Genomic DNA, 24186 nt, shown 5'->3' on the forward strand with positions numbered 1-24186 from the left:
CAGCTCCTGTGTAGGTTGGGACCATGGCCGAAACTCAGCAGGTCTTCGACGCGCACTTCCACATCATCGACCCGGCGCACCCGCTCGTCGAGAACAACGGGTATCTGCCCGACCCGTTCACGGTCGCCGACTACGTCGCGCGCGTCGGTGGACTCAGCGACAGTGGACGCGGCACCCCCGACGCCGGCACCAGTGACCCCGCCGACGCCGAGCCCACCTCCGGCCTCAGCGATTCCTCCGTCGCCGTCGCCGGCGGCGCGATCGTCTCGGGGTCGTTCCAGGCCTTCGACCAGGGCTACCTCGTCGAGGCGCTGCAGCAGCTCGGCCCGACCTTCGCCGGAGTCACGCAGCTGCCTGCCGACACGAGCGACGAGCGCATCCTCGCCCTCGATGCCGCCGGCATCCGCGCCCTGCGCTTCAATGTCGCCCGCGGCGGCTCGGCGGGCTTGGGCGACCTCGATCGCTTCGCCCGCCGCGTCCATGACCTCGCCGGCTGGCACACCGAGCTCTACATCGACGCGCGCACGATCGACGACGATCTTGCCGCCCGGATCGCGGCTCTGCCGGCCGTGAGCATCGACCACCTCGGGATGCACCGGGACGGCGTCGACACTCTCCTCCGCCTCGTCGATCGCGGCGTCAACGTCAAGGCGACCGGGTTCGGTCGGGTCGACCTCGACCCCGCCGAGGCGATCCGCCGCATCGTCGACACTGATCCGTCCGCGCTCATGGTCGGCACCGATCTGCCGTCGACGCGGGCTCGCCGCCCGTTCGCCGACTCCGACTTCGACCTCGTCCGCGAGGTGCTCACGCCCGCAGAACTCGACGCCGTCTTCTGGTCCAACGCCGCCGACTTCTACCTCGGATGACGCGCCCGCACGAGCTGACCCGGCACCCGTCCGGAACGGACTGAGAATCGCCGGGGACGATCCCGTCGCCGACCCGCCCTATTCGGCGGCCCGCCTCTCATACGCCGCCCGGGCGAGCACATAGCCGAGCACGCCGAGGCCGACGATCCAGAGCAACGAGATCCACCAGCTGCTGCCGGGCGGCGTGCCCATGAGCAGTCCGCGGATCGTCTCGATGATCGGCGTGAACGGTTGGGCGTCGGCGAAGATCTGCATCCAGCGCGGCATCGTGTCCGTGGGCACGAACCCGGAGCCGACCATCGGCAGGAGCATGAAGAGCATCGGCACATTGCTCGCCGTCTCGACCGACTTCGCCATGACGCCGAGTGCCACCGACAGCCAGCCGAGGGAGACGATGAGGAGGAGGCAGAAGCCGACGAGGCCCAGCCAGTCGAGTCCGTCCGCCGCCGGCCGGAAGCCGAGGATGAGCGCCAGACCGAGGACGAGGAGGACGGCAGCGACCTGCTGCAGGCCATTGCTGATGACGTGACCGGCCATGACCGCGCCGCGCGAGATCGACATCGACCGGAACCGGGTGACGATCCCCTCGTTCATGTCCTGCGACATCGACAGCGCCGTCAGCTGCATGCCGCCGACGAAGGTGAGCACGATGATGCCGGGCATGACGTAGGCGAGGTAGTCACCGGAATCACCGCCGAGCCCTCGCCCCAGGGTTCCCCCGAAGACGTAGACGAAGAGCAGGAGGATGACGATCGGGGCACCGACGAGGAACATGAACACCGGGTAGCGCACCGCGTGGACGAACTGCCGCTTGACCATCGTCGCCGTGTCCGCCCATGCCCAGCGGATCGGGTGGCGCGCCGGCTCAGGAGCTGCCGCGGTCAGCGGTGTCGTGGGGGTCTGAGTCATCGTTCGGTCCTTCCGTGTCGTGTCGAGGTGCCGGTCGGGTGGGTGCCATCAGTCCTCTCGCCGAGGCTGTCCACCGGATCCGCGGCCGCATCGACCTCGCCGTCTCCGGTGTCGCTCGGGCCGGCATCGGCACCGGCCGTGCGTGCCCCGTGCCCGGTGAGAGCGAAGAAGACGTCGTCGAGGCAGGGGGTCTCCACGGTGAGTCCGCGCGGTTCGATGCCGGCGGACTCCAATCCGCCGAGGACCTGCCGCAGGTGTGCCGCTCCCCCATCACCGGGGACGGAGAGCGCGAGCGCCTCGGCCCGGCCGGCGGCCTGCGGCCAGAGGCTCTGCGCTCGATCGAGATCGGCCGCCGAGGCGAAGGCGAGGTCGATGCGACCACCGGGGATGAGCCGTTTGAGCCCGTCCGCGGTGTCGTTCGCGACGATCTTCCCGCCGTCGAGGACGGCGATGCGATCCGCGAGCTCATCGGCTTCGTCGAGGTACTGCGTCGTGAGGAAGATCGTCACCCCGGAGGCGACGAGCTCGCCGACGATGTCCCACATCGTGCGGCGGCTGCGCGGGTCGAGGCCGGTCGTCGGCTCGTCGAGGAAGACGAGGCTCGGCCGAGCGATGAGCGTCATCGCGAGGTCGAGTCTGCGGCGCATGCCGCCGGAGTACGTCGATGCCTGCTGTCGACTCGCGGGACCGAGGTCGAAGCGTTCGAGCATCTCGTCGACCCGCGCCTTCTGCTCCGCTGCCGGAAGGTGGGCGAGGGCAGCGACGAGGGCGAGGTTCTCCCGGCCGGTGAGCAGACCGTCGACGGCGGAGAACTGCCCGGTCAGACCGATGAGCGGGCGGACATCGGCCCCTGCGGACACGACGTCACGACCGAACACCTCGGCGCGTCCGCTGTCGGGGCGCTGCAGTGTGGAGAGGATGTTCACCGTCGTCGTCTTCCCGGCCCCGTTGGGACCGAGCAGGGCGAGGACCTCGCCGCGGGCGACCTCGAGGTCGATGCCTGCCAGGACGGTCTTGTCGCCGTAGGCCTTCCGCAGGTCTCGGACGCTGATGGCCGGTCTGGTCGTCGGTGTGGTTCCGGATTCGGTGGCGAGATCCGACATGGATCCTCCTTGTTCTCATGGTCTTCTGGGGGCCGGCGGCGGTGCGCCGACCTGTTTTCGGGTGCACGACGCCACGCCCGGTCGCTTGACCTGGTGCGCTGTGATGATGTGCCGCGACAGCGGCTGATGGGTTCGACCTCGGGGAGGTCGGTGGGATGGGCTACTGGGCGCGGTCGATGATGATGTCGCCGAACTTCGTGTGGGCGTGGACTTCGACGGGCAGTTCGTCGCCGAGCGGTCCGGAGTCGGTTTCGAGGTCGGTGCGCACGACTCCGTTCTTCGAGTCCGCGTCGATCCACACCGGCGCGCCGGCCGCGACGCCGACCTCGATGGTGCCGAACGACGATTCGAGATCGAGGCGGCCGCTGCCGGCCCGGCGCACCCGCACGGAGCCGTGCCCCGAGGCGGCCCTGACATCGCCGTCGACGCTGTCGAGGCTGATGGTGCCGGTCGCGGTGGCGAGCTCTCCCGTGCCGGCGAACTCGCCGACGCGGATCGACCCGTGGGCCGACCTGATGTGCGCCTCCCCGCCGATCCGTCCGAGCTGGGCATCCCCGGAGGAGAGTCGGACATCGACGCGGTCGGTCACCTCGTCGACCGCGAGGCTTCCCGCGCTGACTTTCGCCGTGAGTGACACCATGGTGTCACCCGTGACGTCGCCGGCGGAGGCCTTCACTCTCACGGCGCCCACGTGGTTGCGCAGCCGGATGGATCCCGCGCCGATCGCCACGTCGAGGTCGGTCCCGGTGGGGACCTCCAGTCGGACATCTGCCGAGCCCTTGCCGCCGAGGAGGAGCCGCTTCTCCCCGACGATGCCGAGAGTGCCCTCGCCCTCGGTCACGGAGATCCGCTCGGCAGCCTCGCGGTCGACGGCGCGGTCGGGGTTCGTCGGTTCGATCGTGACGTCGACGCCGTCGCGCTCACCTGCGGTGACGAGGAGAGCGCCGGCCGGGATGTCGACGGTGATCGCCGGTCGTGTCATGGTCGTGTACTGAGTCATCGCATCCATCCTGAGATTCTGCTGGTTCGGGTTCGCTCGGTGCCGCGAGTGTCGAGACCTGCGGCGACGGCACGGACAAGCCATGCGTTGAGCGAGATGCCCTCGGCCTTCGCCGCCTGCTCCGCGCGCGCCTTGATCGAGTCGGGCAGCCGCAGCGTCGTCCGCGAGGTGCTGGCGTCGTCGAGGTCGACGGGAACGTCGGCGGCGGCCTGTTCAGCCCCCGGCTGCGCGATCGTCGCATCGTCCTCGTCGCCCCGAGGCGCGGGCAGCCCGTCGACGACGAAGTCGATGTCACGCCCGCGGAGGCGGACATCGATGACGGCCGGGGCGATCGCCGAGGTGAGTTCCGCACTGGCATCGGTGAGCGCATCGAGAATCGTCACGCGCGCCGCAGGTTCGAGGGCGGTGACGAGTCGCTCGGCGACATCGCGAGTGGTGTCATCGCCGGCTGCGGCTGCGGCGGTGAGCTGGTTCTGGAGCTGCTCGACATGGCGCGTGATGTTCATGGATCCATTGTGACACCATTATGGTGTCACATGCAAGGCCGATGACACCAGAAATTTCTCGGTGCGCAACGACAGTTGTCGCGTAGCATGGCGAAGATGAGTCCCCAACGATCGCAGCTGGCAGATACCCTCCATCGTCTCGACGGCAAGAGCTACGGCAACTACAAGCAGATCACCGGGCAGTACACGTTCGGCCCGGTCACCCTCATCGTCGATCGCGTCCAGGTCGATCCCTTCGCCTCTCCGTCGAAGGTGCGCGCGCGCGTCAAACGCGCCGATGCCGGGTTCCCCGCCGACCTCACGACCGGCCGCCTCGATCGGATCGCCGCCTCCGACTACCTCCTGCGGGTGGGCAGTGGTGTCATCCGGCGCGACCATGGGCGGTCGATCAACCTCGGCCGCCCGGGCCAGGAGGTGCTCGAACGGACGAACGTCATCATCGACGATGACGGCTTCGAGGCCCGCCTGCTCGTCAATCTGCCTGCCCGCGGACGCCGCATCCTCGGTCACCAGGCCGCCGACACCGTCACCCGCGACGTCATCGATCTCGCCCGGGCGATGTTCCTCTACGACAACATCGACGGCCAGACGCTGGCCGACCACGTGCAGCTCCTGCGCGATCAGACGGAGCTGCGGGACCGCCTCGGCGAGGATGACCTGGTCGGTTTCGTCGGCAACGGCGCGCTCCTGCCCCGCCGCTCGGGTGATTCGGATCGACCCATGGACGCTGCGGCTGCCGTGCCCTTCCGCAGCCCAGCGAGCCTCGAGCGCACGTTCGACCTGACGAGCGGACGCCGGGTCACGGGCATGGCGATCCCCCGTGGTGTCACCGTCATCGTCGGCGGCGGGTACCACGGCAAATCGACGATTCTGCGCGCGCTCGAGCGCGGCGTCTATCCGCACGTCGCCGGTGACGGGCGGGAATGGGTCATCACCGAGCCGACGGCCACCGCGATCCGGGCCGAGGACGGACGCGCAGTGACCGGTGACGACATCTCACCGTTCATCAACAATCTGCCATCCGGCACGGACACGAGATTCTTCTCGACGACGAACGCCAGCGGCTCGACCTCACAGGCGGCGAACCTCGTCGAAGCCGTCGAGGCGAGCGCGCATTCCCTCCTCATCGACGAGGACACCTCGGCGACGAACTTCATGATCCGCGATGAGCGGATGCGCGCGCTCATCCCCGCCGACCGGGAGCCGATCACCCCGTTCGTCGACCGGGTTCGTCCCCTGTTCGGGGAGCGCGGGGTCTCCACGGTGCTCGTCGCCGGCGGGTCGAGTGCGTTCTTCGAAGTCGCCGACCTCGTCATCGCGATGAATGCCTACGTGCCCGCCGACGTCACGCAGCAGGCCCACGAACTCGTCGGCGTCACGCCTGATCAGCTGGCCATCGAGAGCTCGGACGCCGGGCCCGATGTCTTCGGCGATCCGCCCCCGCGGATCCCCACGGCCGATGCCCTCCATCCCGCGGGGAAGACGAAGACGGCGAAGGCGAAGGGGCTCGACCTCATCCAGTTCGGGAAGAGCTTCATCGACCTCGCCGCCGTCTCCCAGCTCGTCGACCCCGAGCAGACGAACGGCATCGCCGAGTCGCTCGAGTACATGGCGAGGATCTTCGATGGGAAGGTCTCCGTCGTCGAGGCGCTCGCGGAGATCGAGGCGATGCTCGACGCGCAGGGCATCGACGGCCTCACCGGGCACCGGAAGCATCCCGGTCACGTCGCCCGGCCGCGCGCACAGGAGATGGCCGCCGCGCTCAACCGCTACCGGGGGCTCAGCCTCATCCCCGAATGAGGGGCCTCGCCCTCACCCCTCGCCCTCACCCGTCGAGCAGCGCGGCGAGTTCCGCCGTCGTCGTCACCGGCAGCGAGCAGACCGTGCCGCGACACACGATCGCCGCCCCCTCGGGCACGGGGATCTCGTCCCCTTCGGGCCCGGGCACACCGGTCGAGTCGGTGAGGAGGGTGACCGCGGGGTGCTTCGCGGCGAGCGCGAGCAGAGCGTCGTCGCGACTGGCGACCCGGACCGGGGCAAGGGCGCGCTCGGCCTGCCACAGCGCATGCCCGGCTCCGCGCGGCGCCCGACCGGCCAGCGCCCGGTAGACCCCGAGCAGACGATCGCGCACATCGATCGCCTGGCTGCTCGTGAGCATTCCCTCGGACTGATCAACGGGCGGATTCGTCTCGCCGAGGCGGCTCCGAGCAGGAGTGCCGCCGTCGACTCCCAGCTCGCCGAACAGCAGCATCGCCTCCGCAGCGGCCGCGCGCCCCGAGGGCGTGGCATTGTCGACGGGGTCGGATCCGCGCACGCCGAGGATGTCGTCGGCTTCAGCGTCGAAGACCTCGAGAGTCCGGGCGGCATCGTCGCCGCCGCCCGAAGCACCTGCTCCGGCCACCGGTGCCGCGCGCCCGGCCTCCTCCTCGGCGTCCCAGTTCGTGAACCTCCGCAGCATTTCGGTGCCGAGCTCGGCGAGCCCGGCCGGAGTGAGAAGGGTGTCGTCGAGCGCGACACCGGTGTCGGCTCGCTTGCCGGCACCCTCGGCGAGGCCCGCGTTGCGCAGCTGCAGCACGGTGGCACCGGCGACGATCATCTGCGCCCAGTCCGTCAACCCCGCCGCCCCCGGGCCCGGATCGGCACCGGTGAAGCTGCGCCGCACCGGCAGGTCGCGCACGTCAGGAATCACGATCTCGGCGGGTTCGGACTCGATATCGCCGGAACCAGTGATGAAGCGGTTGACCATCGACTCCCAGAAGATCGTCGCGACGCTCCCCCACGCCGTCGACGCCGCACTCGGATGGGAGTAGAGGGCCGCCTCGGCGAGTGCGGTGATGGCGAGCGCATTCCATTCGGTGATCGTCTTCTCGTCCCTGGCCGGCTGCGGCCGCGCGTCGAGGAGCGTCCGCAATGCTGTGACCTGCGCCTGCGTCGCGTCGGTCGCCCACGGTGCGGGATGGTCGGCGTCGAAGGGCACATCGTCCATGCCGAGCCAGTCGACGATCCGCGGGGCCGCGACGACGAGGCCGGGCAGGTCTGCGCCCGCCGGGGAATCGACGAGCTGGAGCACTCCCACCCCGCCCACCTCGGCGAATTCGTCCTGCGTGACGACGTAGGCGGCCCCCTCTTCGAGCCGCCCGTCGGTGCCGGGCGAATCGGCGTCGAGGGCGGCGATGAACCGGTCCCCGGCGGTGAGGTCGGCGATCATGAAATCGGCGGTGTCAGCGAGCTCCCGCTCGGCGAGCGCGAGCCATTTCGAAGCCGGGTCGAGGGCGCGTTCGACCTCGGCCCAGCGCACGACTGCCCGCAGGTAGAGAGCGTTGTCGTAGAGCATCTTCTCGAAGTGCGGGACGAACCACTGCCGGTCGACGCTGTAGCGGGCGATGCCGCCGCGCACCTGGTCGCGCATGCCGCCGGAGGCGATGTGGGCGAAGGTGCTGCGGGCGGCGATGAGGCAGTCGAGAGCGAGCTCGCCGGTGAGATGGCCGTCGGCGCCGAGGACGGCGAGCCCTTCCGTCGCCCTCGCCGAGGTGGTTCCGCCGTGGCGGACGAACGTCGCGAGCAGCTGCATGAGGTTCATCGACGGCGGGAACTTCGGCGCAGTGCCGAATCCGCCCCACGCCGGATCGTAGGAGTCGAGCAGCGCCGAGGCGGCGGCGTCGAGCTCCTCGGGCGTCAGGGCCTCGGCAGCCGCCTCGGCGGGGATCGCATCGGTGACGGCGGTGGCCATGTCGGCCAGGCCGCGGTCCATGCGCTGGGACATCTCGGTCACCTCGGCGCGGCGGTCCGTCCACGTCTGGGACACCGCGTCGAGGACCTGCGTGAACGAGGGGACGTTGCCGCGCGGGGACGGCGGGAAGTACGTGCCGGCGTAGAACGGGCTGCCGGTCGGGGTCGCGAAGATCGTCATCGGCCAGCCGCCCTGCCCGCGCATCGCCTGGAGGGCGTTCATGTAGTGGGAGTCGACGTCGGGCAGCTCTTCGCGGTCGATCTTGATGGGGAGAAAGCCGGCGTTGATGATCTCGGCGACGGCGGGGTCCTCGAAGGACTCGTGGGCCATGACGTGACACCAGTGGCAGGTGGAGTAGCCGATCGAGATGAGGAGGGGGATGTCGCGGCGGGCCGCCTCGGCGAGGGACTCCTTCGTCCACATCCGCCAGTCGACTGGATTGTCGGCATGGGCGCGGAGGTACGGGCTCGTCGATGCGGCAAGTTCGTTGGCCATGTCTCCACCCTCTCACTTCGCGCCGGAGACCGCGAGGGGGCGACTTCGAGACTCTTGAGGTCGCATCGCGGCATGCTCTATCGCTCCTCCGCCAACTCTTCTACACTCTGTAGAAAAGCGCGGCGATGGCGAGCGATTCCGACGTCCCGCCGCCCGCGCCGAAGGGAAGGCAACGCGATGAACGCTGATCCGAACATGGTCCTCGACGCGGACGAAGCCTGGGAGAGCCTGCGCAGCACGACGATCGGCTGCCTCGCCGTCATCGTCGGCGAGGGTGAGAACCTCCACCCGGAGATCTTCCCCGTCAACTACGCTCTCGAACATTCGTCGATCGTCTTCCGCTCCGGGGAGGGCACGAAGATCGACGCGATCCACGACCACCCGCAGGTGGCCTTCGAGGTCGACGGCTTCGACCCTGAGGCCGGGGAGGCGTGGAGCGTCGTCGTCAAGGGCACGGCGAAGCCGATCAACCGCACCGATGAGCTGCTCGACACGATCTCCCTCGACGTCACCCCGTGGCAGGCGGGGAAGAAGAATCGCTTCGTGCGCATCCTCGCCGAGGAGGTCACCGGCCGCCGCTTCCCCGTGACCGAGCCCGGGACCTGGGATTCCCCGCTGACGGGCACCCAGCGCGCCCCACGGGAGTGAGGCGCCCCCTCACCTCATGCGACGAAGGCCCCCGGTGTCACGCCCAGAGTCCGCCGGAAATGCCTGGTGAGGTGTGACTGGTCATGGAACCCCACCGCCGTGGCCACCTCGGTGGGCGTGAGGCCGGCGAGCAGGAGCCGGCGAGCGCGGTCGACCCGGCGCCCGAGGACGTACTGGTGCGGAGCGATGCCGTAGGCGTTCGTGAAGACTCGGACGAGGTGACTGCGGTTGGCCCCGAACTCGGCAGCCGCCTCGGCGATGGTGACGGTCTCAAGCAGACGGTCATCGAGCATGTCACGGAGCCGCCGGGCGAGCGGAACGTCAGCGCACACGTCAGCCGGGGACCGCAGATGACCGAGCACGACGTCACGCAGCGCGAGCACCCCGCATTCGGCGGCGAGCACATCCGCCGGGTGGCCCAGAGACGCGTGGATATCCTCGACGGCGGAGAGGACGTCGGTGCCGGTCAGCGTCGGTGAGTCCGCCGCAGCGCCGACAGCATCCTCCGGCAGCCAGTCCGCCTCCAAGTAGAGGACGCGCTTGCGAAACGGGCGCTCCGGTATCGCCGACCTCCCGTCATGGGGCACCCGCGGCGGCAGCAGGGTGATGGCGGCCGAAGTGGCGAGGTGGTCATGGCGGTCGAGATCATAGGTCACGGCGCCGTCGTCGACGAGCAGAACCGCCCATGAATCGTGAGTGTGCGACGGGTAGGCGTGGTGCTCGAACCGGGCATGGAGGACCTCCTGCACGAGCGGCACCGGCGGGTGCCAAGCGCGGATCATCTCGGCCATGCAACAAATGTACAAGACTCGGACAACCTCGCCCGTGGAGTCTGGAGGCATGGACACCACCGATACCCTGCATCAGAGACCGACCGACTCCAGCGCCGAGGCGACCGCACCCGAACCGTCGAGCGCCCCGGAGAGGGCGGTGCGCTTCGATACGAAGGTCGTCGTCGTCCTCCGTGACGACCTGCTGCCCTGGCAAGAGCTCAACGTCACGGCGTTCCTCATCTCCGGAGTCGCGACGAACACGGACGACCTCGTCGGAGACCGCTACCGAGACGCCGACGGCAACGACTATCTGCCCATGCTGCGCCAACCCGTCATGGTCATGACCGCGGACGCTTCACGGCTCGCCTCGATCCGCACCAAGGCCGTCAACCGCGGCATTCCGCTCGCCGTCTACACGGAAGAGCTGTTCGCCACCGGCCATGACGCCGCTAACCGCGCCGCCGTCGCTTCCGTCGCCGCCGTCGACCTCAATCTCGTCGGCGTTGCCCTGCACGGACCGAAGAACGCCGTCGACCGCACGGTCAAGGGCGCACGCATGCACCCGTGACGTTGCCGAGACGCCTCCTCGGCGAGGAGCGCCGTGAGACGATAGCCGCATGGCTGAGACTTCCCCGACCCGAACGCGGCTGCCGTCGAGTCGGATCGCACCTCTCCTCGCTGCGTTCGCCATCCACCTCATCGCGTGGACGGCGTTCTGCTCGCTCAAGACGGCAACGCTCAGCTCCGACCTCGGGGCATGGTCGGGGTATGCGCTCTGTGCCTTCGCGCTGATCGCCCTGGTCGCCGCCGTCCTCATCGTTCGCCGCGAACCGCCGCTGCCGCGAATCTCGTCACCGTCGTCATCGTCGCCGCGTACGGGATCTCCGGAATCGCCGAGGCGGCCTACAGCTTGGTTCCAGCATCTCAGGACAGTTGGGTGTGGACCATCGGGCAGCCGTTCCCGTACGCGGCGACGCTCATCGTTCCCTTCCTCATTGCAGCCGCCGTCCTCCGCCGAGCTCACGAATCGGCAACGGCCGACCGACGCGCGGTGCCGAATCAGCCCGTGCCAGCGAACCGGGCGAGTGGGTTGACCCTCATCGCCACCGTGCTCGTGCTCGTCTTCAGTCCGTTTCTCTCTTCGATGATGGCAACGGCCTTCGACTGGGACTCGTCTGGGATCGCACTCTCGGCGCTGGTGTCCGCGGTCGCGTTCCTCGGACTTCTCGTCGCCATCGTCGCCCTCAGGGCCTACGAGAAGTTCCCACCGGGAGGCACCGCGACGACGATCTACCGCATCGCCGGGTTCGTCGCACTCGTCTGCGGCATGCATCTGTGCATCCTCGCCACGGCGACGCGATTCGACACGATCGGCACCGGCATCGGCGACATCCTGCTTCTGCTCTGCGCGCTCGCCGGCTACGTCATCGGCGCGACGTACCTCGGCATCGTCGGGCCCCAGCTGCGCAGCAGACTCGCGACCGCATCGCCCAACCGCTTCATTCCCTGAGCCGCTGCGTCACATAGACTCCCGGCGCTTGTGCATAAATCTGTGCGCCCGGCTACAGCTCCTCGACGACCTCGACGAGGACGTCGGGCACGTTCGTGATGATGCCGTCGGCACCGTTCTCGATCGCCGTCTCCATGTCGGGCACGGCGTCGATCGTCCACACGAGGCTCGACATGCCGAGCTCGTGGATGAGCGTGAGGTACTCGGCGTCGGCGTCGACGTACTCGGGGTTGATCTGATCGACCCACGCGGCGAAGTCCCGCAGCTGCTCGGGCGTCGGACGGCCGAGGAGCCCGACGGGCACCTCGGGAGCGAGCTCGTGGAACTCGCGGACGAAGTCCCAGTCGGCGGACTGGACGACGAGCAGCCCCGCGGCCAGCGACCGGTCGAGGTAGTCGGGCACGTTGTCGCAGGCGGCCACGATCGCCTCGGCGATCCCGGGGTAGAGCTCGGGATGCTTGACCTCGAGGAGCAGCCCGGTGCGCGTCGTATGGACGAGGGCGAGCACCTCGGCGAGGGTCGGCACCTGCAGACCGACGAATGCCTCGTGCTTCCAGCTGCCCGCGTCGAGCCGGGCGATCTCGGCAGCGGTCATCTGGGAGACGTGGGTGTCGGCGCGGTCGGGGAAGACCGTGCGCACATCGGTCGTGCGATCGAACGTGATGTCGTGGACGACGACGAGTTCGCCGTCGGCGCTCATGTGGACGTCGACCTCGATCATGTCCGCGCCCTGGTCGATGCCGGCGACGAACGCCGGGATCGTGTTCTCCGGCCACCCCTGCGACGCGCCGCGGTGCGCGATGACGAGCGGCGGGACCGGGGTCCTGACGCCGCCTGCGGGAGGATGGGTGAGAACGGTGATCGGCATGGTGGGTACTCCTTATGGGGATGTTCGCCGAGGCGGTGCCGGTGGAGCCGTCAACGTGTTACCTCAAGGGCGATTGCGGATTATCCTAGGCGCTGCGGGCAATGCCCGGGTGTTGTCAGGGTTGCGTGCCGGTGAATCCGGGATCGGAGTCGGCTGATTTCCGTCGGGAGTTCGCTGTGCACGGATCTGCCCCAGGGAACCCCGCGCTGAGTGCCTCGGTGCGCGGTGACGGCGAACCGCCTCGGTGCGGGACAGGAGGGCGAACGCGACAGGGTGCGTGGGCGCACGAATGCTGAACCGGCGGATCCGCGAGCATCAGGCTCAGCGGCGGGCGCGCGACGAACGGTCCTCAACGAGACTCCTCCACAGGGGAACGGGCGATTGCGGCCCAGGGAGCAGGAATCCCAGTCAGCGTCGTCGGCACGGTACAGGTCTTTCGAAGTGCGGCAGATCACAGGAATAGTACCACGTCTGAAGTGGGGTGGACGCGGTCGCGGCGAACCGCCTCGGCGATGCAATCCCTCTTGCCGCACTGCGCACGCCCCTGCCGCGCACCCGATGATGTGAGTGGTGGCACAATGAGTTGTGAAAACGCACAACACCGCACAAGCATTGGAACGATCGGCATGTCCCTCGAAGACCTCATCGCATTCGTCAATGACCGACTCGGGTGGGTGCTCATCGTCGTCCTCATCGGCGTCGCCCTCTACCTGAGCATCCGCACCGGCATGGTCCAGCTGCGACTGCTGCCGGAGATGTTCCGCGTCATTGGCGAGAGCCCCGGCAGCAACAAGGACGGGACGAAGTCGATCTCGTCGTTCAAGGCGTTCTGGATCTCCGCCGCCTCCCGCGTGGGCACCGGCAACATCGCCGGCATCGCCCTGGCGATCTCCATCGGCGGCCCGGGAGCCGTCTTCTGGATGTGGCTCATGGCGATCTTCGGTGCCGCCACCGCCTTCGTCGAGTCGACGCTCGGCCAGCTCTACAAGGTCAAGGACAAGGACTCCTACCGCGGCGGCCCCGCCTACTACATGAGCGTGGGACTGAAGAAGCCGCTGATGGGAGCGTTCTTCGCCGTCATCATCACGGTCACCTACGGCCTCGTCTTCAATTCGCTGCAGGCGAACTCGATCGTCGACGCCACGGCCACGAGCCTCAACATCGACACCACGCAGAGCTTCTGGCTGCCCGTCGGCCTCGGCATCTTCCTCGCGCTCGTCACCGGGGCGGTCTTCCTCGGCGGAGTGCAGCGGATCTCGGCCTGGTCCTCGGTCATCGTCCCGGTCATGGCCGTCGCGTACCTCTTCCTCGGTGTTCTCGTCGTCGCGATGAACATCACCGAGGTGCCCGACATGATCATGCTCATCATCAGGAACGCGTTCGGCATCGAATCCGTCGTCGGCGGCGGCATCGGCATCGTCATCCTCCAGGGCATCCGCCGCGGTCTCTTCTCCAACGAGGCCGGCATGGGTTCGGTGCCCAACGCCGCCGCCACCTCGTCGGTCTCCCACCCGGCCAAGCAGGGCCTCGTGCAGAGCCTCGGGGTCTACTTCGACACGATCCTCGTCTGCTCGATCACCGCGTTCATCGTCCTGCTCTCCAACCCCGTCTACGACGAGGCGCAGGGTGCGTCGCTGACGCAGACCGCGCTGGCCTCCCAGCTGGGTTCGTGGGCGGTCCACTTCCTCACCGTGGCGATCTTCCTCTTCGCGTTCTCCTCGATCCTCGGCAACTACTACTACGGCGAGGCGAACATCTCCTACCTGTTCAAGAAGAACGCGCGTCCGGCGATCATCATCTACCGGATCATCGTCATGGCCGCCGTGTTCACCGGCTCGGTCATCGCCCTGCCGCTCGCGTGGTCCGCAGCCGACGTGTTCATGTCGGTCATGGCGCTGACGAACCTCGTCGCCGTCTTCCTCCTCGGCGGGATCGCGCTCAAGGTGCTGAAGAACTACACGAACCAGCGCAAGCAGGGCCTCGAGCCGGTCTTCAACCGCGACGACCTGCCCGGCGTCGACGGCATCGACGCCTGGGACGGCTCCGACGAGGTCACCACCCGCGCCTACTGGGACGCGAAGAAGGACGCCAAGAAGGCAGCGAAGACCCAGTGAGGCGAGGGGCCGCGGGGGGGCGGGCTCAACCAGCCTCCCCCGCGCCTCTCGGTTCAACCTCGGCATCGAATTGGCCAGTCTGATCTGAGATGGACAGGTAAATATGTGTCCATCTCAGATCAGACTGGCCATTTTCGTGGGTAGGGCCCGGCCGTGAGGCCGAGCAGAGAGTTCGAGCCGCCGGTTCGCAGGGTTGGGCTCACTTCAGTTTGAGGGGCTCACGCCAAAACGTGAGCCCCTCAAACTGAAGGGAGCCGCAGTCGGTCGAGACGCCAGCAGGTCGGCCTGATGCCACCGGCGGGGAAGCCAACTGGCCGTCCGACCGCGCCCCCGGACGCCAGCAGGCCGACCACCGGACACTCAGACGGCGGCGGTCTCCCCGATGATGAGCGGGTAGACGCCGTTCTCGTCGTGGACTTCGCGGCCGGTGACCGGCGGGTTGAACACGCAGGCCATGCGCAGCTCGGTGTTCGCGACGACGGTGTGCTTTTCGTGCCCGTCGAGCAGGTACATCGTCCCGTCGGTGAGCGGGTACGTTTTGCCCGTCTCCTCGTCGGTGAGCGTGCCGTCGCCCTGCACGCAGTACACGGCTTCGATGTGGTTCTGGTAGTGGAACGTCGAGCGGGTGCCCGCGTAGATGACGGTGTCGTGGAAGGAGAATCCGACTCCCTCCCGGCCGAGCACCATCCGCCGACTCCGCCACGTCTCCGACTGGACGTCCCGGTCGGTTCCGTTGAGGTCATCGCGATTGACTACGTACATATCGTGTCCCTTCGTATCGTCAGTGGGGTCGTATCCCTGAGCTCCTCGCTGAGGCGGTTCACCCCGATATCGCCGAGGCGGTCCAGTCCGTTCCAGCCGAGGTCGTCCTCCGCAGGCGATCCAGCCCACGGCGCCGAGGCGGTCCCTCCACGAGCGGGCCCGCTCCCCCAGCTTCGAGCGAGGCGCCGGCAAGGCTCAGGCCATCGCCGGCGTCGCGGCCGGGGCGACCTTGAGCACAGCGGCTTCGAGGATGTCGAGTCCGGCGGTGAGATCGTGTTCGGTGATCGTCAGCGGCGGCATGATCTTCACGACCTCGTCGCGCGGGCCCGAGGTCTCGATGAGGAGGCCGGTGGCGAAGGCCTCGGCGGCGATCTTCCCTGCCGCCTCCGGGTCGTCGAAGAGCAGCCCGGCAAGGAGACCGCGTCCGCGCACCGTCGCGCCCTCGGCCTTCGCGGCGATGGCGTCGAGGCGCTGGTGGAGGTGGGCGATCGTGTCGGCGAGTTCGTTCTGAAACGCATTGTCGGCCCAGAAATTCTTCAGCGCCGCGGTCGCGGTGACGAACGCGGGGTTGTTGCCGCGGAAGGTGCCGTTGTGCTCACCGGGCTCCCACGCGTCGAGTTCGGGACGGAAGAGGGTGAGCGCCATCGGCAGTCCCGACCCGGAGATCGACTTCGACAGACAGACGATGTCCGGTTCGATGCCGGCGTCTTCGAAGCTGAAGAACGTGCCGGTGCGACCGCAGCCGGCCTGGACGTCGTCGACGATGAGGAGGATGTCGTGCTTCTTGCACAGCGCCGAAAGCTCCCGCAGCCATTCGGCCCGAGCCGCCCGCACACCGCCTTCGCCCTGGACCGTCTCGACGATGATCGCCGCCGGTTTGTCGACTCCGGAGCCCGAGTCCTCGAGGACCTTCTCGAGCCAGAGGAAGTCGGGGGTCTCCCCGTCGAAGTAGTCGTCGTAGGGGATCTTCGAACTGTTCGTCAGCGGGATGCCCGCACCCTCGCGCTTCATCGAATTGCCGGTCACCGACAGCGAGCCGAGGGTCATGCCGTGGAACGCGTTCGTGAACGAGAGCAGGTGCTGGCGACCGGTGACCTTGCGGGCGAGCTTGAGCGCCGCCTCGACGGTGTTCGTCCCCGTCGGTCCGGGGAACATCACCGTGTAGTCGAGTCCCCGCGGCTCGAGGATGAGCTTCTCGAACGTCTCGAGGAACTCCCGCTTGGCCGGGGTCTTCATGTCGAGCGAATGGAGCACGGCACCGGACTGGAGGTATTCGACAAGCGGGTTCATCAGCGCCGGGTTGTTGTGCCCGTAGTTGAGGGCACCGGCCCCGGAGAAGAAATCGAGGTACTCGTTGCCGTCCTCGTCCCACTGCCGCGGGCCCTGGGCCTTGGCGAAGGTCGCCGGCCACGAACGCGAGTAGCCGCGCACCGCGGATTCGCGGGTCTCGAAGATGTCAGGGGTGGTCGTCGTGGTGTCAGTCATCGCATGATTCCTTTCGACATGGTGCAGATTCGACTGCGGATGCAGGGCGCGCCTGCGAGGTGCAGAGCTGAGCTGGTCAGCCTGCGAGGTGCAGAGTTGAGCCGGTCAGCCTGCGGGTGCGGACCCACCCGTACGAGGTCCGCGGGAGATCGTCCGTTGAGAGCTGGAGTCGAGCAGACAAAGGAACGCCCCGTACTCCATCAGAGGAGGGGCCGGTCCCGACTCGCGCTCAGAGCGGGGCGATCTCGTAGAGGTATTCGGTGTCGTGGCCGTCCGGGTAGAGGTCCGGGGTGAACAGCGGGCGCCGGTCGAGCCCGGCTCCGCGCTGCTCGGCGAACGCCTGGAACAGGCGGTTCGAGGCCGCGTTGTCGTCGGTGATCGTCGTCTCCAGCCGCAGCGCTCCGGTCCGGTCGGCGAGCGCGTGCAGCATCGTCGAGGCCAGACCGCGTCCGCGGAACGCCTCGGAGACGGCGACCTGCCAGATCATCAGGGTGTCCGGGTTGTCCGGACGGGTGTAGCCCGTGACGAACCCTGCGGGTTCGCCGTCGATCCAGGCGATCGCCGAGGTGTCCGCGAAGTCACGACACCACAGCAGGTACGAGTAGGAGGAGTTGAGATCGAGCACGGCCGAGTCCTTCGCCAGCCGCCACAGATGCTGTCCGTCCTCGAGCGAGGGAGGGCGGACGTCGGTTTCCGTCTTCGGTTGAGCGAGTGCGTTTCTCACGCCCACAAACCTAACGAGATGAGCATGAGCGTCAATCTCACTTCGGCGATTTCACCCCGATTCCGCACCCGCAGCGCGGGGGTGGGGATAAGAACCTCGCCGAGGCGGTCCCGGGGTTTCCCCGTGGCATCTCTGGGGATCGTCGTGCTCACCACTACGGCTGCGTGGCGAAGCACCCTTCGTTATCCGTTCGTTACATTTCACAAGACGTGGAACACGAGTTCCAGCCGAATGAGGAACGGCGATCCGCCGACCGAGACGTTGCAGTCCCGTCCACGGTCACCCCACCGAGGTTGTTGCCCCCGCGCCACCGGCCGTCCTCAGCACGCCGCCCGCAGCCCGATGCCCTCGGCGCGCTGCCCTCAGCGCTCTGTCCTCAGCACTCGACGACGTTGACGGCGAGCCCGCCGAGCGCGGTCTCCTTGTACTTCGAGGACATGTCGGCACCTGTCTGGCGCATCGTCTCGATGACCTCGTCGAGGCTGTACCCCTGTGGCCGCCTTTCGGGTGTCCGGATTCCGTGAATTGCGCGGTCAACTTCACCTGGTCGCGTAGAGAGGCGTTCCGGAATCGTCGCGAGAATGCCGGTGGCCACGAAGCCCACGTGCTTGGCAACAACGGCATTGACGTCGACTCCCCGGACTCGAGGACTTCGTCGCATTGAAGAAGTCCGAGCTCGATTCTCTCCGCGAGAACACGGCGGGGCCGCCAACTTCGACCGCTCCGTCGTTTACGGCGACGGTCGAGAAGACAACGTCGCTCAGGTGGTGCACTCCGGTGCACTCGATAGCCAGAATCCGGTTCGGGTCGAAGCCGCGACCCGCCAGCTCATAGACTGCTCACCCGCGATAGGGCCAGCTGAGCGACGACTGTCCTTCCGAGCGCGAGCCCTGCGTCCGGCGTTACCCTCTTCCGCACGAATTCAGCTTCCGGCTGTACCGGCTCGCAGGCCCGCAACGATGAACTCCCTGAGGTGCTCTAAGCGATGAACGGCGTCGCTTTCGCCGCCACCGAGCGCGCGCGCCCGGTCATCGGAATTGGACATGATCAGTGCCCCGACCGAGAAGAGATAGTCCCACCGAACGAACGACTTTGGTTTCCCGGGCAGAACCGCTCCCAGCGCCTCGATGAACTCTGCGGCCATCGGATCGAAGAGGTCCGCGATGATGCCGCGCTCGTAAGCGCGCGGATCCGCGGCCTCACGCAGGACAAGCTTGAGATACCGCTCCTTCCGGACTCCTTCCTCGGCGGCATCGCCGATAACGAGAAAGGCATCGACGATCTCCTCCAGTGCTTGGGGCGCTGCAAGATCGACCTCCCGCAGCCGCTCCCGGCGCAGCTCATTGAGGTGTTGATGTTCCTCGAAGACCGCCCGGTAGAGATTGAGCTTTGTCGTGAAGTGGTAGGTGAGCAGCGCAAGCTTGAGGTCCGCGTCGTCGGCAATCATCCGCATTGTCGCACGGTCGTAGCCGAAGTCGGCGAAGATCTTCTCAGCACTTTGGAGAGCGAGGTCCTTGCGATTCACTGCAGCCATTGACCCAGTGTCTCATCTGAGAGGAGACACCCATGCGCAGGTACTGAACCGTCGCCGAGGCGATTCCCTAAGTGGCTCCCATCCCTGCATTGCCGGCGTCGCTGAATCGCCCTACCCCGCTCCCCCTAACCCTGTTCAGGCAGCGGCGGCTGCTTCCACGGGATCCGCCGCGCTTCGGGAATCGGGTGGAGTTCGGGTCCGGCGACGACTTGATTGCTGATCGTGCCGATGTCCTCAACGGTCATCGTCACGGTGTCGCCCACACCGATGGCCGGCAGCACATCCTGTCCGTACCATCCCCAGAATTCGGCGAGGCAGCCCCCACCGGCGGTGCCGCTGCCGATGAGATCCCCCTGTCGCACCCAGGTCCCTCGGCTTGCGTAGGCGACGAGCTCGGCGAACGACCACGCCATGTTCGCCAGCGAATCGGCGGCGATCGGCGTGCCGTTGACGGCGACGTCCATGCGCAGATCGAAGCGATCACCTTGACGCCGAGGTGCGAGTTCGCCGAGCGAGACGACCACCGGACCGACCGTGGTCGCCGTGTCCTTGCCCTTCGTTGGCCCCAGCCCGACCTTCATCTCACGCGTTTGCAAATCACGGGCCGACCAGTCGTTGAACACGGTGAATCCGAAGATGTGGTCCCACGCCTCGTCGACACTGAGGTTAAAGCCGTCGCGGCTGATCACCGCGGCAACCTCGAGTTCGAAGTCCAGACGCTCACTGCCCGGCGGCATCGGCACCGGGTGCCCCGAGCCGATGAGCGCGTGCGGGTTCGTGAAGTAGAAGACCGGTGCTTCGAACCAGGCTGACGGGATGTCGCTCGTGCCTGAGACCGCCCGCAGCGAACCCGCCGTGTGCTGTTCGAATGTGATGAAGTCCCTTACCGAAGCGACTGGCACCGGCACCTCGAACGGCTCGCCTGCGTCGACCTGAACCGAACGGTCGAACGCGAGGGCTGATTCCGCATCCGGGTCGAGCAGCATGCGCGGGTCGAGACCACGCTCAAGCGGTGCAAAGCTGCCGAGGTTGCCCCCACCAGATTCGGCTTGACTGGTCCCGGCACCGCTGGGGTCAAACCGGCCGAACCGGCGCTGACCACCGACGATCATCGATGCCAACCTCATTCTCCGCCTCCTTCCACGATCGCCACTGCTCGGGTCCACCCCGCCGATGCCGCATCGATCTTCACCGGGAAGCACGAGATGCGGAAGCCGAAGGGCGGCAACGATTCGAGGTTGTGCAGCTTCTCGATGTGGCAGTAGCCGATCTCCCGGCCGGCCTTGTGACCTTCCCAGATGACACTCGGATCGCCGTCCTCGGCAAAGCGGGCGGCAGTGAAGACGAACGGCGCATCCCAGCTCCACGCGTCGGTCCCGGTGACGCGAACACCCTGGCGCAGCAGGTGCAGGGTCGCTTCTCGTCCGATGCCGCAGCCCTTCGACACGTAGTCCTCCGCACCGTAGCGGACGCCCGCCGAAGTGTTGATGACGACGATATCGAGCGGTTTGATCTTATATCCGATCCTCTCCAACTCGGCGTCGATGTCGTCGGGGGTGACGACGTAGCCGTCGTCGAAGTGCCGGAAGTCGAGCTTGACTCCGTCCTGGAAGCACCACTCCAGCGGCACCTCGTCGATGGTGATAGCACGCTGACCGTCGTCCATCGTCGTCGCGAAGTGGTAGGGAGCGTCGAGGTGCGTGCCGGTGTGGGTGCTCGCCTCGATCTTCTCGATCGCCCAACCCTCACCGTCGGGCAAATCCTCTGTCGAGGCGCCGGGGAAGAAAGCGACTACATCGTCGGCCGACTGTTGGTGGTCGATGTAGGTGATCTTCGGCTCGTAACCGGGCGGGTCGGAGGCGATTCCCGCGGTGAGAGCGACGGAGAGGTCGATGATCTCGGGCATTGTCAGCCTTTCTGCAGTGCGGTCGCGGGCGCATCCTGTGCGCGGTTGTGGTCGTTGGGGATCTTGGGGAGGAAGAGCACAAGGACGGAGGCGATGAGGAAGAGTCCGCCGCTGATGACCAGTCCTGCCGCCAACGAGGCGACGGCCGCGATGGCGCCGAAGATCATCGGGGCAAAGGCCGAGATTCCCCGTCCGACATTGAAGCAGAATCCGGCGCCGGTGGCCCGCATCCGGGTCGAATAGAGGCTGCCGAGGTAGGGGCCGAAGAGGCCGGCGAACGTCATGAAGAATGCATAGAGCGGCCCGAGCCACAGCAGCGCGGACTGATCGGTGACGAGGCCGTAGACCGGCATGAGCACTCCCGCGCCAAGCAGCGAGGCGACCAGCGCGGACCGCTTGCCCACCTTGTCGGCGAGCCAGCCGAAGACGAGATAGCCGACGAACATTCCCAGGTTGAGCCAGGTCATGTACTGCCCGACCGCCTTCGCGTCGAGTCCGCGTTCGAGCTCGAGATAGCTCGGCAGCCAGGTGGTCACCCCGTAGTAGCTGATGAAGGCCAGGGCCGCGACGCAGCTGGCGATGATGGTGATCCGCAACTGCGGACCAGTGAAGATCTCACCGATCGCCGCAGTCTCCTGACCGCCTGGTTCCGCGGCAGCCTTCTGACGATCGGTGCGCCAGACCGCGGATTCGACGAAGAGGAAGACGATGATGAGCAGGGGCAGGATTCCGCCGAGGCCGGCGATGAGGAAGAGGAGGCGCCAGTCGGGGAGGAGCAGACCGCTCAGCTGGGCGGCGACGAGCGCGCCGAATGGAAACGCGGAGAGGACGAAGGTGACGGCGATTCCCCGGCGTTCCGGCGGCCATGCCTCGTGGACGAACGCGGAGAGGATGCTCCACACACCGCCAAGGCCGATCCCGGCGAAGAACCGCAGCACGAGGAATACTGCGTAGCTCGGTGCGAGGGCGACAGCACTGGTGAGCACGACGAAGATCGTCAGGCACACGATGAGCGCGGTCTTGCGCCCCCTGGCATCGGCGAGCCAGCCCATGAGCGGGCCGCCCACACCCATGCCGAGCAGCGTCGCAGTCGCCAGCAGTCCAGCCTGGAACGGTTCGAGGCCGAACTCCTGAGAGACGGCAGGAATGGCGAACGAGAGGATCGAGATCTCGAGGGCATCGAAGAGGTAGACGATGAATGAGCCGAAGAGCACGACCCATTTGTAAGAAGAATGCATCATTGAGTCCTTCTGTGGAAGAAAGTTCTCCAACTGTACGTACGTCCAGTTTAGAAGTCAATATCCTCCCGAGGGGTGCGGTATTCGCGTCGAGGCTGCCGCCCCGTTTGTGCTCACAGAACCGAGGCCGACGGTGCGAATCGGCTCCATCTCCTTGGTTCTGTGACCACAAACGACAGGCGGACGCCCCCGCGCTACCGGCCGTCCTCAGCACGCCGCCCGCAAGTCCGCTGCCCTCAACTCGCTGCTCTCAGCGCTCTGTCCTCAGCATTCAACGACGTTGACGGCCAACCCGCCGAGCGCGGTCTCCTTGTACTTCGAGGACATGTCGGCACCGGTCTGGCGCATCGTCTCGATGACCTCGTCGAGGCTGACTCGGTGCTGGCCGTCGCCCCACAGCGCCATCCGGGAGGCGTTGATCGCCTTGCCCGCGGCGATCGCGTTGCGTTCGATGCACGGGACCTGGACGAGTCCGGCGATCGGGTCGCAGGTCAGCCCGAGGTTGTGCTCCATCGCGATCTCCGCGGCGTTCTCGACCTGTTCCGGGGTGCCTCCCATGACCGCGGCCAATCCCCCGGCGGCCATCGACGAGGCTGATCCGACCTCGCCCTGGCAGCCCACCTCGGCGCCGGAGATCGAGGCCCGCTCCTTGTAGAGGACGCCGATCGCGGCGGCCGTGAGAAGGAACGTCATGATCGCGTCGTGCTTGGCGGCCTCTCCCCCGGCGGTCACCTCGTCGACGTAGTTGAGCGCGTAGTGGAGGACGGCGGGGATGATGCCGGCCGCGCCGTTCGTCGGGGCGGTGACGACCCGACCGCCCGAGGCGTTCTCCTCGTTGACGGCCATCGCGACGAGGTTGACCCATTCGAGGTAGAACTTCGGATCGCGGTCGGGATCCTCGGCCTTGAGCTTGAGGTACCAGTCGTGGGCGCGTCGGCGCACCTTGAGCCCGCCCGGCAGGTGACCCGACCGGTCGAGCGAGTTCGACGCGCACTCCTCCATGACGGAGTAGATGTGGAGGAGGCCGTGGCGGATCTCGTCCTCGTCGCGCATCGTCCGCTCGTTGGCGAGCATCAGCTCGGCGATCGACAGCTCATTGGTCCGGCACTGCTCGAGGAGTTCGACGCCGGAGTGGAACGGGAAGGGCAGCTCCTCGCTCGCGGCTTCGAGTTCGGCGTCGACGACCGCCTCGGCGACGGCGAACTCCTGATCCTCATCGGCATTCGACGGGTCATCGGGATCGTCGTCGAACCCCTCATCGGCATCGTCGGCGTCCTCGACGTAGAGCGAATCGTCGGTGAGCGCCGCGACGCCCTCGTCGGCAGCCGCTTCGGCGAGCGCGGTCTCGGTGGACACGAGCGCCTCGGCGGCCTGCTCCTTCTCGACGAACTCGGTCTCCGAGGTGACGAAGCCGCCGCCGACGGAGTAGTAGGTCTCCTCGGCCAGGGTCTGACCCGCCTCGTCGAAGACGGCCAGGGTGAGGGCGTTCGTGTGCCGCGGCAGCACGGTCAGTGGGCGTTTGACCATGTCAGCCTCGGTGAACTCGAGTTCGACGCCGTTGCCGGTCGAGTCGCCGAGGATGATCTCACCGGTCTCGGCCATCCGGGTGCGGCGGGCGGTGAGTTCGTTGCCGTCGACGGCGTCGGGGCGGCAGCCCTCGAGGCCGAGGAGGATCGCGTCGAAGGTGCCGTGGCCGGCGCCGGTCGCGGCGAGCGAGCCGAAGACGTCGACGCGCAGACTCGCGACGGAGTCGAGGTCATCGCCGATGAGATCGAGGAAGCTCACGGCCGCGCGCATCGGGCCGACGGTGTGCGAACTCGAGGGGCCGATGCCGACGGTGAAGAGATCGAAGACGCTCAGTGGCATGGTGGGTCCACCGTTTCTTGAGGAGGGAGCATTCGTGACAGGGAAGAAGGGGGCGAGACGACGGGGCGGGATGACGGGGTGAGGGGAGGGCGTTTCGGACAGACGACAGGGTCGGTCCCATCCGGACTTCTTCGGATATGACCGAC

Annotated in this window: 21 protein-coding genes and 1 pseudogene; 6 read left to right on the plus strand and 16 right to left on the minus strand. The window is 67.4% G+C overall.

Going from position 1 to position 24186, the window contains the following annotated elements:
- Positions 1-23 precede the first annotated feature (23 nt).
- Positions 24-869, plus strand: a complete 846-nt coding sequence (locus J9315_RS15520; RefSeq protein ID WP_211978273.1) for an amidohydrolase family protein — start codon at positions 24-26, stop codon at positions 867-869.
- A 78-nt stretch (positions 870-947) separates the two neighbouring features.
- Here J9315_RS15520 and J9315_RS15525 read toward each other — a convergent pair whose 3' ends face one another.
- From J9315_RS15525 to J9315_RS15540, 4 genes are all read right to left on the minus strand, one after another.
- Positions 948-1778: an ABC transporter permease gene (locus J9315_RS15525; protein ID WP_211978274.1), complete on the minus strand. Its 831-nt coding sequence runs from the start codon at positions 1776-1778 to the stop codon at positions 948-950.
- On the minus strand, positions 1775-2881 hold the full coding sequence (locus tag J9315_RS15530) for an ATP-binding cassette domain-containing protein (RefSeq protein ID WP_211978275.1): 1107 nt from the start codon (positions 2879-2881) through the stop codon (positions 1775-1777). Before J9315_RS15530 ends, J9315_RS15525 begins: the two co-directional genes overlap by 4 nt.
- 160 nt (positions 2882-3041) lie before the next feature.
- Positions 3042-3890: a DUF4097 family beta strand repeat-containing protein gene (locus J9315_RS15535; protein WP_211978276.1), complete on the minus strand. Its 849-nt coding sequence runs from the start codon at positions 3888-3890 to the stop codon at positions 3042-3044.
- Positions 3878-4387 carry a toxin-antitoxin system HicB family antitoxin gene (locus tag J9315_RS15540; RefSeq protein WP_211978277.1) on the minus strand — a complete coding sequence of 170 codons (510 nt, stop codon included), beginning with the start codon at positions 4385-4387 and terminating at the stop codon, positions 3878-3880. Before J9315_RS15540 ends, J9315_RS15535 begins: the two co-directional genes overlap by 13 nt.
- A 96-nt stretch (positions 4388-4483) precedes the next feature.
- On the opposite strand from J9315_RS15540, the gene J9315_RS15545 reads away from it, so the two are divergent.
- Complete coding sequence (locus J9315_RS15545; protein ID WP_211978278.1) at positions 4484-6187, plus strand: ABC-ATPase domain-containing protein; 1704 nt, start codon at positions 4484-4486, stop codon at positions 6185-6187.
- A gap of 25 nt (positions 6188-6212) precedes the next feature.
- Here J9315_RS15545 and J9315_RS15550 read toward each other — a convergent pair whose 3' ends face one another.
- Complete coding sequence (locus J9315_RS15550; RefSeq protein WP_211978279.1) at positions 6213-8612, minus strand: DUF255 domain-containing protein; 2400 nt, start codon at positions 8610-8612, stop codon at positions 6213-6215.
- Between the two features lie 177 nt (positions 8613-8789).
- Between J9315_RS15550 and J9315_RS15555 the strand changes: the two genes are divergently transcribed.
- A complete protein-coding gene (locus J9315_RS15555) occupies positions 8790-9260 on the plus strand; it encodes a pyridoxamine 5'-phosphate oxidase family protein (protein ID WP_211978280.1) in 471 nt (156 codons plus the stop codon).
- A gap of 14 nt (positions 9261-9274) precedes the next feature.
- Here J9315_RS15555 and J9315_RS15560 read toward each other — a convergent pair whose 3' ends face one another.
- Positions 9275-10051, minus strand: a complete 777-nt coding sequence (locus J9315_RS15560) for an AraC family transcriptional regulator (protein WP_211978281.1) — start codon at positions 10049-10051, stop codon at positions 9275-9277.
- A gap of 49 nt (positions 10052-10100) precedes the next feature.
- On the opposite strand from J9315_RS15560, the gene J9315_RS15565 reads away from it, so the two are divergent.
- Together J9315_RS15565 and J9315_RS15570 are read left to right on the plus strand one after the other, a co-directional pair.
- Positions 10101-10601 carry a DUF2000 family protein gene (locus J9315_RS15565; protein ID WP_211978282.1) on the plus strand — a complete coding sequence of 167 codons (501 nt, stop codon included), beginning with the start codon at positions 10101-10103 and terminating at the stop codon, positions 10599-10601.
- A gap of 369 nt (positions 10602-10970) precedes the next feature.
- Positions 10971-11543, plus strand: a complete 573-nt coding sequence (locus tag J9315_RS15570; RefSeq protein WP_211978283.1) for a hypothetical protein — start codon at positions 10971-10973, stop codon at positions 11541-11543.
- Positions 11544-11595: 52 nt separating this feature from the next.
- Here the strand turns inward: J9315_RS15570 and J9315_RS15575 are convergent, their stop codons facing one another.
- The gene (locus J9315_RS15575; RefSeq protein ID WP_198500390.1) at positions 11596-12411 is read right to left on the minus strand and encodes a glycerophosphodiester phosphodiesterase family protein; all 816 of its coding nucleotides are present in this window, start codon (positions 12409-12411) and stop codon (positions 11596-11598) included.
- Between the two features lie 626 nt (positions 12412-13037).
- On the opposite strand from J9315_RS15575, the gene J9315_RS15580 reads away from it, so the two are divergent.
- Positions 13038-14525 (plus strand): alanine/glycine:cation symporter family protein, encoded by a 1488-nt coding sequence (locus tag J9315_RS15580; RefSeq protein WP_198500389.1) that lies wholly within the window; start codon positions 13038-13040, stop codon positions 14523-14525.
- A gap of 360 nt (positions 14526-14885) precedes the next feature.
- On the opposite strand, the gene J9315_RS15585 is transcribed toward J9315_RS15580, so the two are convergent.
- From J9315_RS15585 to J9315_RS15625, 9 genes and pseudogenes are all read right to left on the minus strand, one after another.
- The gene (locus J9315_RS15585) at positions 14886-15287 is read right to left on the minus strand and encodes an ectoine synthase (protein ID WP_211978284.1); all 402 of its coding nucleotides are present in this window, start codon (positions 15285-15287) and stop codon (positions 14886-14888) included.
- Positions 15288-15482: 195 nt separating this feature from the next.
- Positions 15483-16772 (minus strand): diaminobutyrate--2-oxoglutarate transaminase, encoded by a 1290-nt coding sequence (gene ectB / locus J9315_RS15590; protein WP_211978285.1) that lies wholly within the window; start codon positions 16770-16772, stop codon positions 15483-15485.
- A 229-nt stretch (positions 16773-17001) separates the two neighbouring features.
- Positions 17002-17496, minus strand: a complete 495-nt coding sequence (ectA, locus tag J9315_RS15595) for a diaminobutyrate acetyltransferase (RefSeq protein WP_282959862.1) — start codon at positions 17494-17496, stop codon at positions 17002-17004.
- A 376-nt stretch (positions 17497-17872) separates the two neighbouring features.
- A pseudogene (locus J9315_RS15600) lies at positions 17873-17980 on the minus strand (L-serine ammonia-lyase, iron-sulfur-dependent, subunit alpha); the annotation flags it as partial.
- Between the two features lie 438 nt (positions 17981-18418).
- Positions 18419-19030 (minus strand): TetR/AcrR family transcriptional regulator, encoded by a 612-nt coding sequence (locus J9315_RS15605; protein WP_198500385.1) that lies wholly within the window; start codon positions 19028-19030, stop codon positions 18419-18421.
- 125 nt (positions 19031-19155) lie between these two features.
- Positions 19156-20142, minus strand: a complete 987-nt coding sequence (locus J9315_RS15610; RefSeq protein ID WP_232623884.1) for a fumarylacetoacetate hydrolase family protein — start codon at positions 20140-20142, stop codon at positions 19156-19158.
- Positions 20143-20153: 11 nt separating this feature from the next.
- On the minus strand, positions 20154-20936 hold the full coding sequence (locus J9315_RS15615) for a cyclase family protein (RefSeq protein WP_198500384.1): 783 nt from the start codon (positions 20934-20936) through the stop codon (positions 20154-20156).
- 2 nt (positions 20937-20938) lie between these two features.
- Positions 20939-22177: an MFS transporter gene (locus tag J9315_RS15620; RefSeq protein ID WP_211978286.1), complete on the minus strand. Its 1239-nt coding sequence runs from the start codon at positions 22175-22177 to the stop codon at positions 20939-20941.
- A 261-nt stretch (positions 22178-22438) separates the two neighbouring features.
- Positions 22439-24040, minus strand: a complete 1602-nt coding sequence (locus J9315_RS15625; protein ID WP_198500383.1) for an L-serine ammonia-lyase — start codon at positions 24038-24040, stop codon at positions 22439-22441.
- Between the last annotated feature and the right edge of the window lie 146 nt (positions 24041-24186).

The sequence above is a fragment of the Brevibacterium sp. W7.2 genome (assembly GCF_018137945.1).
GTDB classification, from domain to species: Bacteria; Actinomycetota; Actinomycetes; order Actinomycetales; family Brevibacteriaceae; genus Brevibacterium; species Brevibacterium sanguinis.

Coding starts and splice junctions, on each gene's coding strand:
- J9315_RS15520 (WP_211978273.1), top strand. CDS start 24: ATGGCCGAAACTCAGCAGGTCTTCGACGCGCACTTCCACATCATCGAC.
- J9315_RS15525 (WP_211978274.1), bottom strand. CDS start 1,778: ATGACTCAGACCCCCACGACACCGCTGACCGCGGCAGCTCCTGAGCCG.
- J9315_RS15530 (WP_211978275.1), bottom strand. CDS start 2,881: ATGTCGGATCTCGCCACCGAATCCGGAACCACACCGACGACCAGACCG.
- J9315_RS15535 (WP_211978276.1), bottom strand. CDS start 3,890: ATGGATGCGATGACTCAGTACACGACCATGACACGACCGGCGATCACC.
- J9315_RS15540 (WP_211978277.1), bottom strand. CDS start 4,387: ATGAACATCACGCGCCATGTCGAGCAGCTCCAGAACCAGCTCACCGCC.
- J9315_RS15545 (WP_211978278.1), top strand. CDS start 4,484: ATGAGTCCCCAACGATCGCAGCTGGCAGATACCCTCCATCGTCTCGAC.
- J9315_RS15550 (WP_211978279.1), bottom strand. CDS start 8,612: ATGGCCAACGAACTTGCCGCATCGACGAGCCCGTACCTCCGCGCCCAT.
- J9315_RS15555 (WP_211978280.1), top strand. CDS start 8,790: ATGAACGCTGATCCGAACATGGTCCTCGACGCGGACGAAGCCTGGGAG.
- J9315_RS15560 (WP_211978281.1), bottom strand. CDS start 10,051: ATGGCCGAGATGATCCGCGCTTGGCACCCGCCGGTGCCGCTCGTGCAG.
- J9315_RS15565 (WP_211978282.1), top strand. CDS start 10,101: ATGGACACCACCGATACCCTGCATCAGAGACCGACCGACTCCAGCGCC.
- J9315_RS15575 (WP_198500390.1), bottom strand. CDS start 12,411: ATGCCGATCACCGTTCTCACCCATCCTCCCGCAGGCGGCGTCAGGACC.
- J9315_RS15580 (WP_198500389.1), top strand. CDS start 13,038: ATGTCCCTCGAAGACCTCATCGCATTCGTCAATGACCGACTCGGGTGG.
- J9315_RS15585 (WP_211978284.1), bottom strand. CDS start 15,287: ATGTACGTAGTCAATCGCGATGACCTCAACGGAACCGACCGGGACGTC.
- ectB (WP_211978285.1), bottom strand. CDS start 16,772: ATGACTGACACCACGACGACCACCCCTGACATCTTCGAGACCCGCGAA.
- J9315_RS15605 (WP_198500385.1), bottom strand. CDS start 19,030: ATGGCTGCAGTGAATCGCAAGGACCTCGCTCTCCAAAGTGCTGAGAAG.
- J9315_RS15610 (WP_232623884.1), bottom strand. CDS start 20,142: ATGATCGTCGGTGGTCAGCGCCGGTTCGGCCGGTTTGACCCCAGCGGT.
- J9315_RS15615 (WP_198500384.1), bottom strand. CDS start 20,936: ATGCCCGAGATCATCGACCTCTCCGTCGCTCTCACCGCGGGAATCGCC.
- J9315_RS15620 (WP_211978286.1), bottom strand. CDS start 22,177: ATGATGCATTCTTCTTACAAATGGGTCGTGCTCTTCGGCTCATTCATC.
- J9315_RS15625 (WP_198500383.1), bottom strand. CDS start 24,040: ATGCCACTGAGCGTCTTCGATCTCTTCACCGTCGGCATCGGCCCCTCG.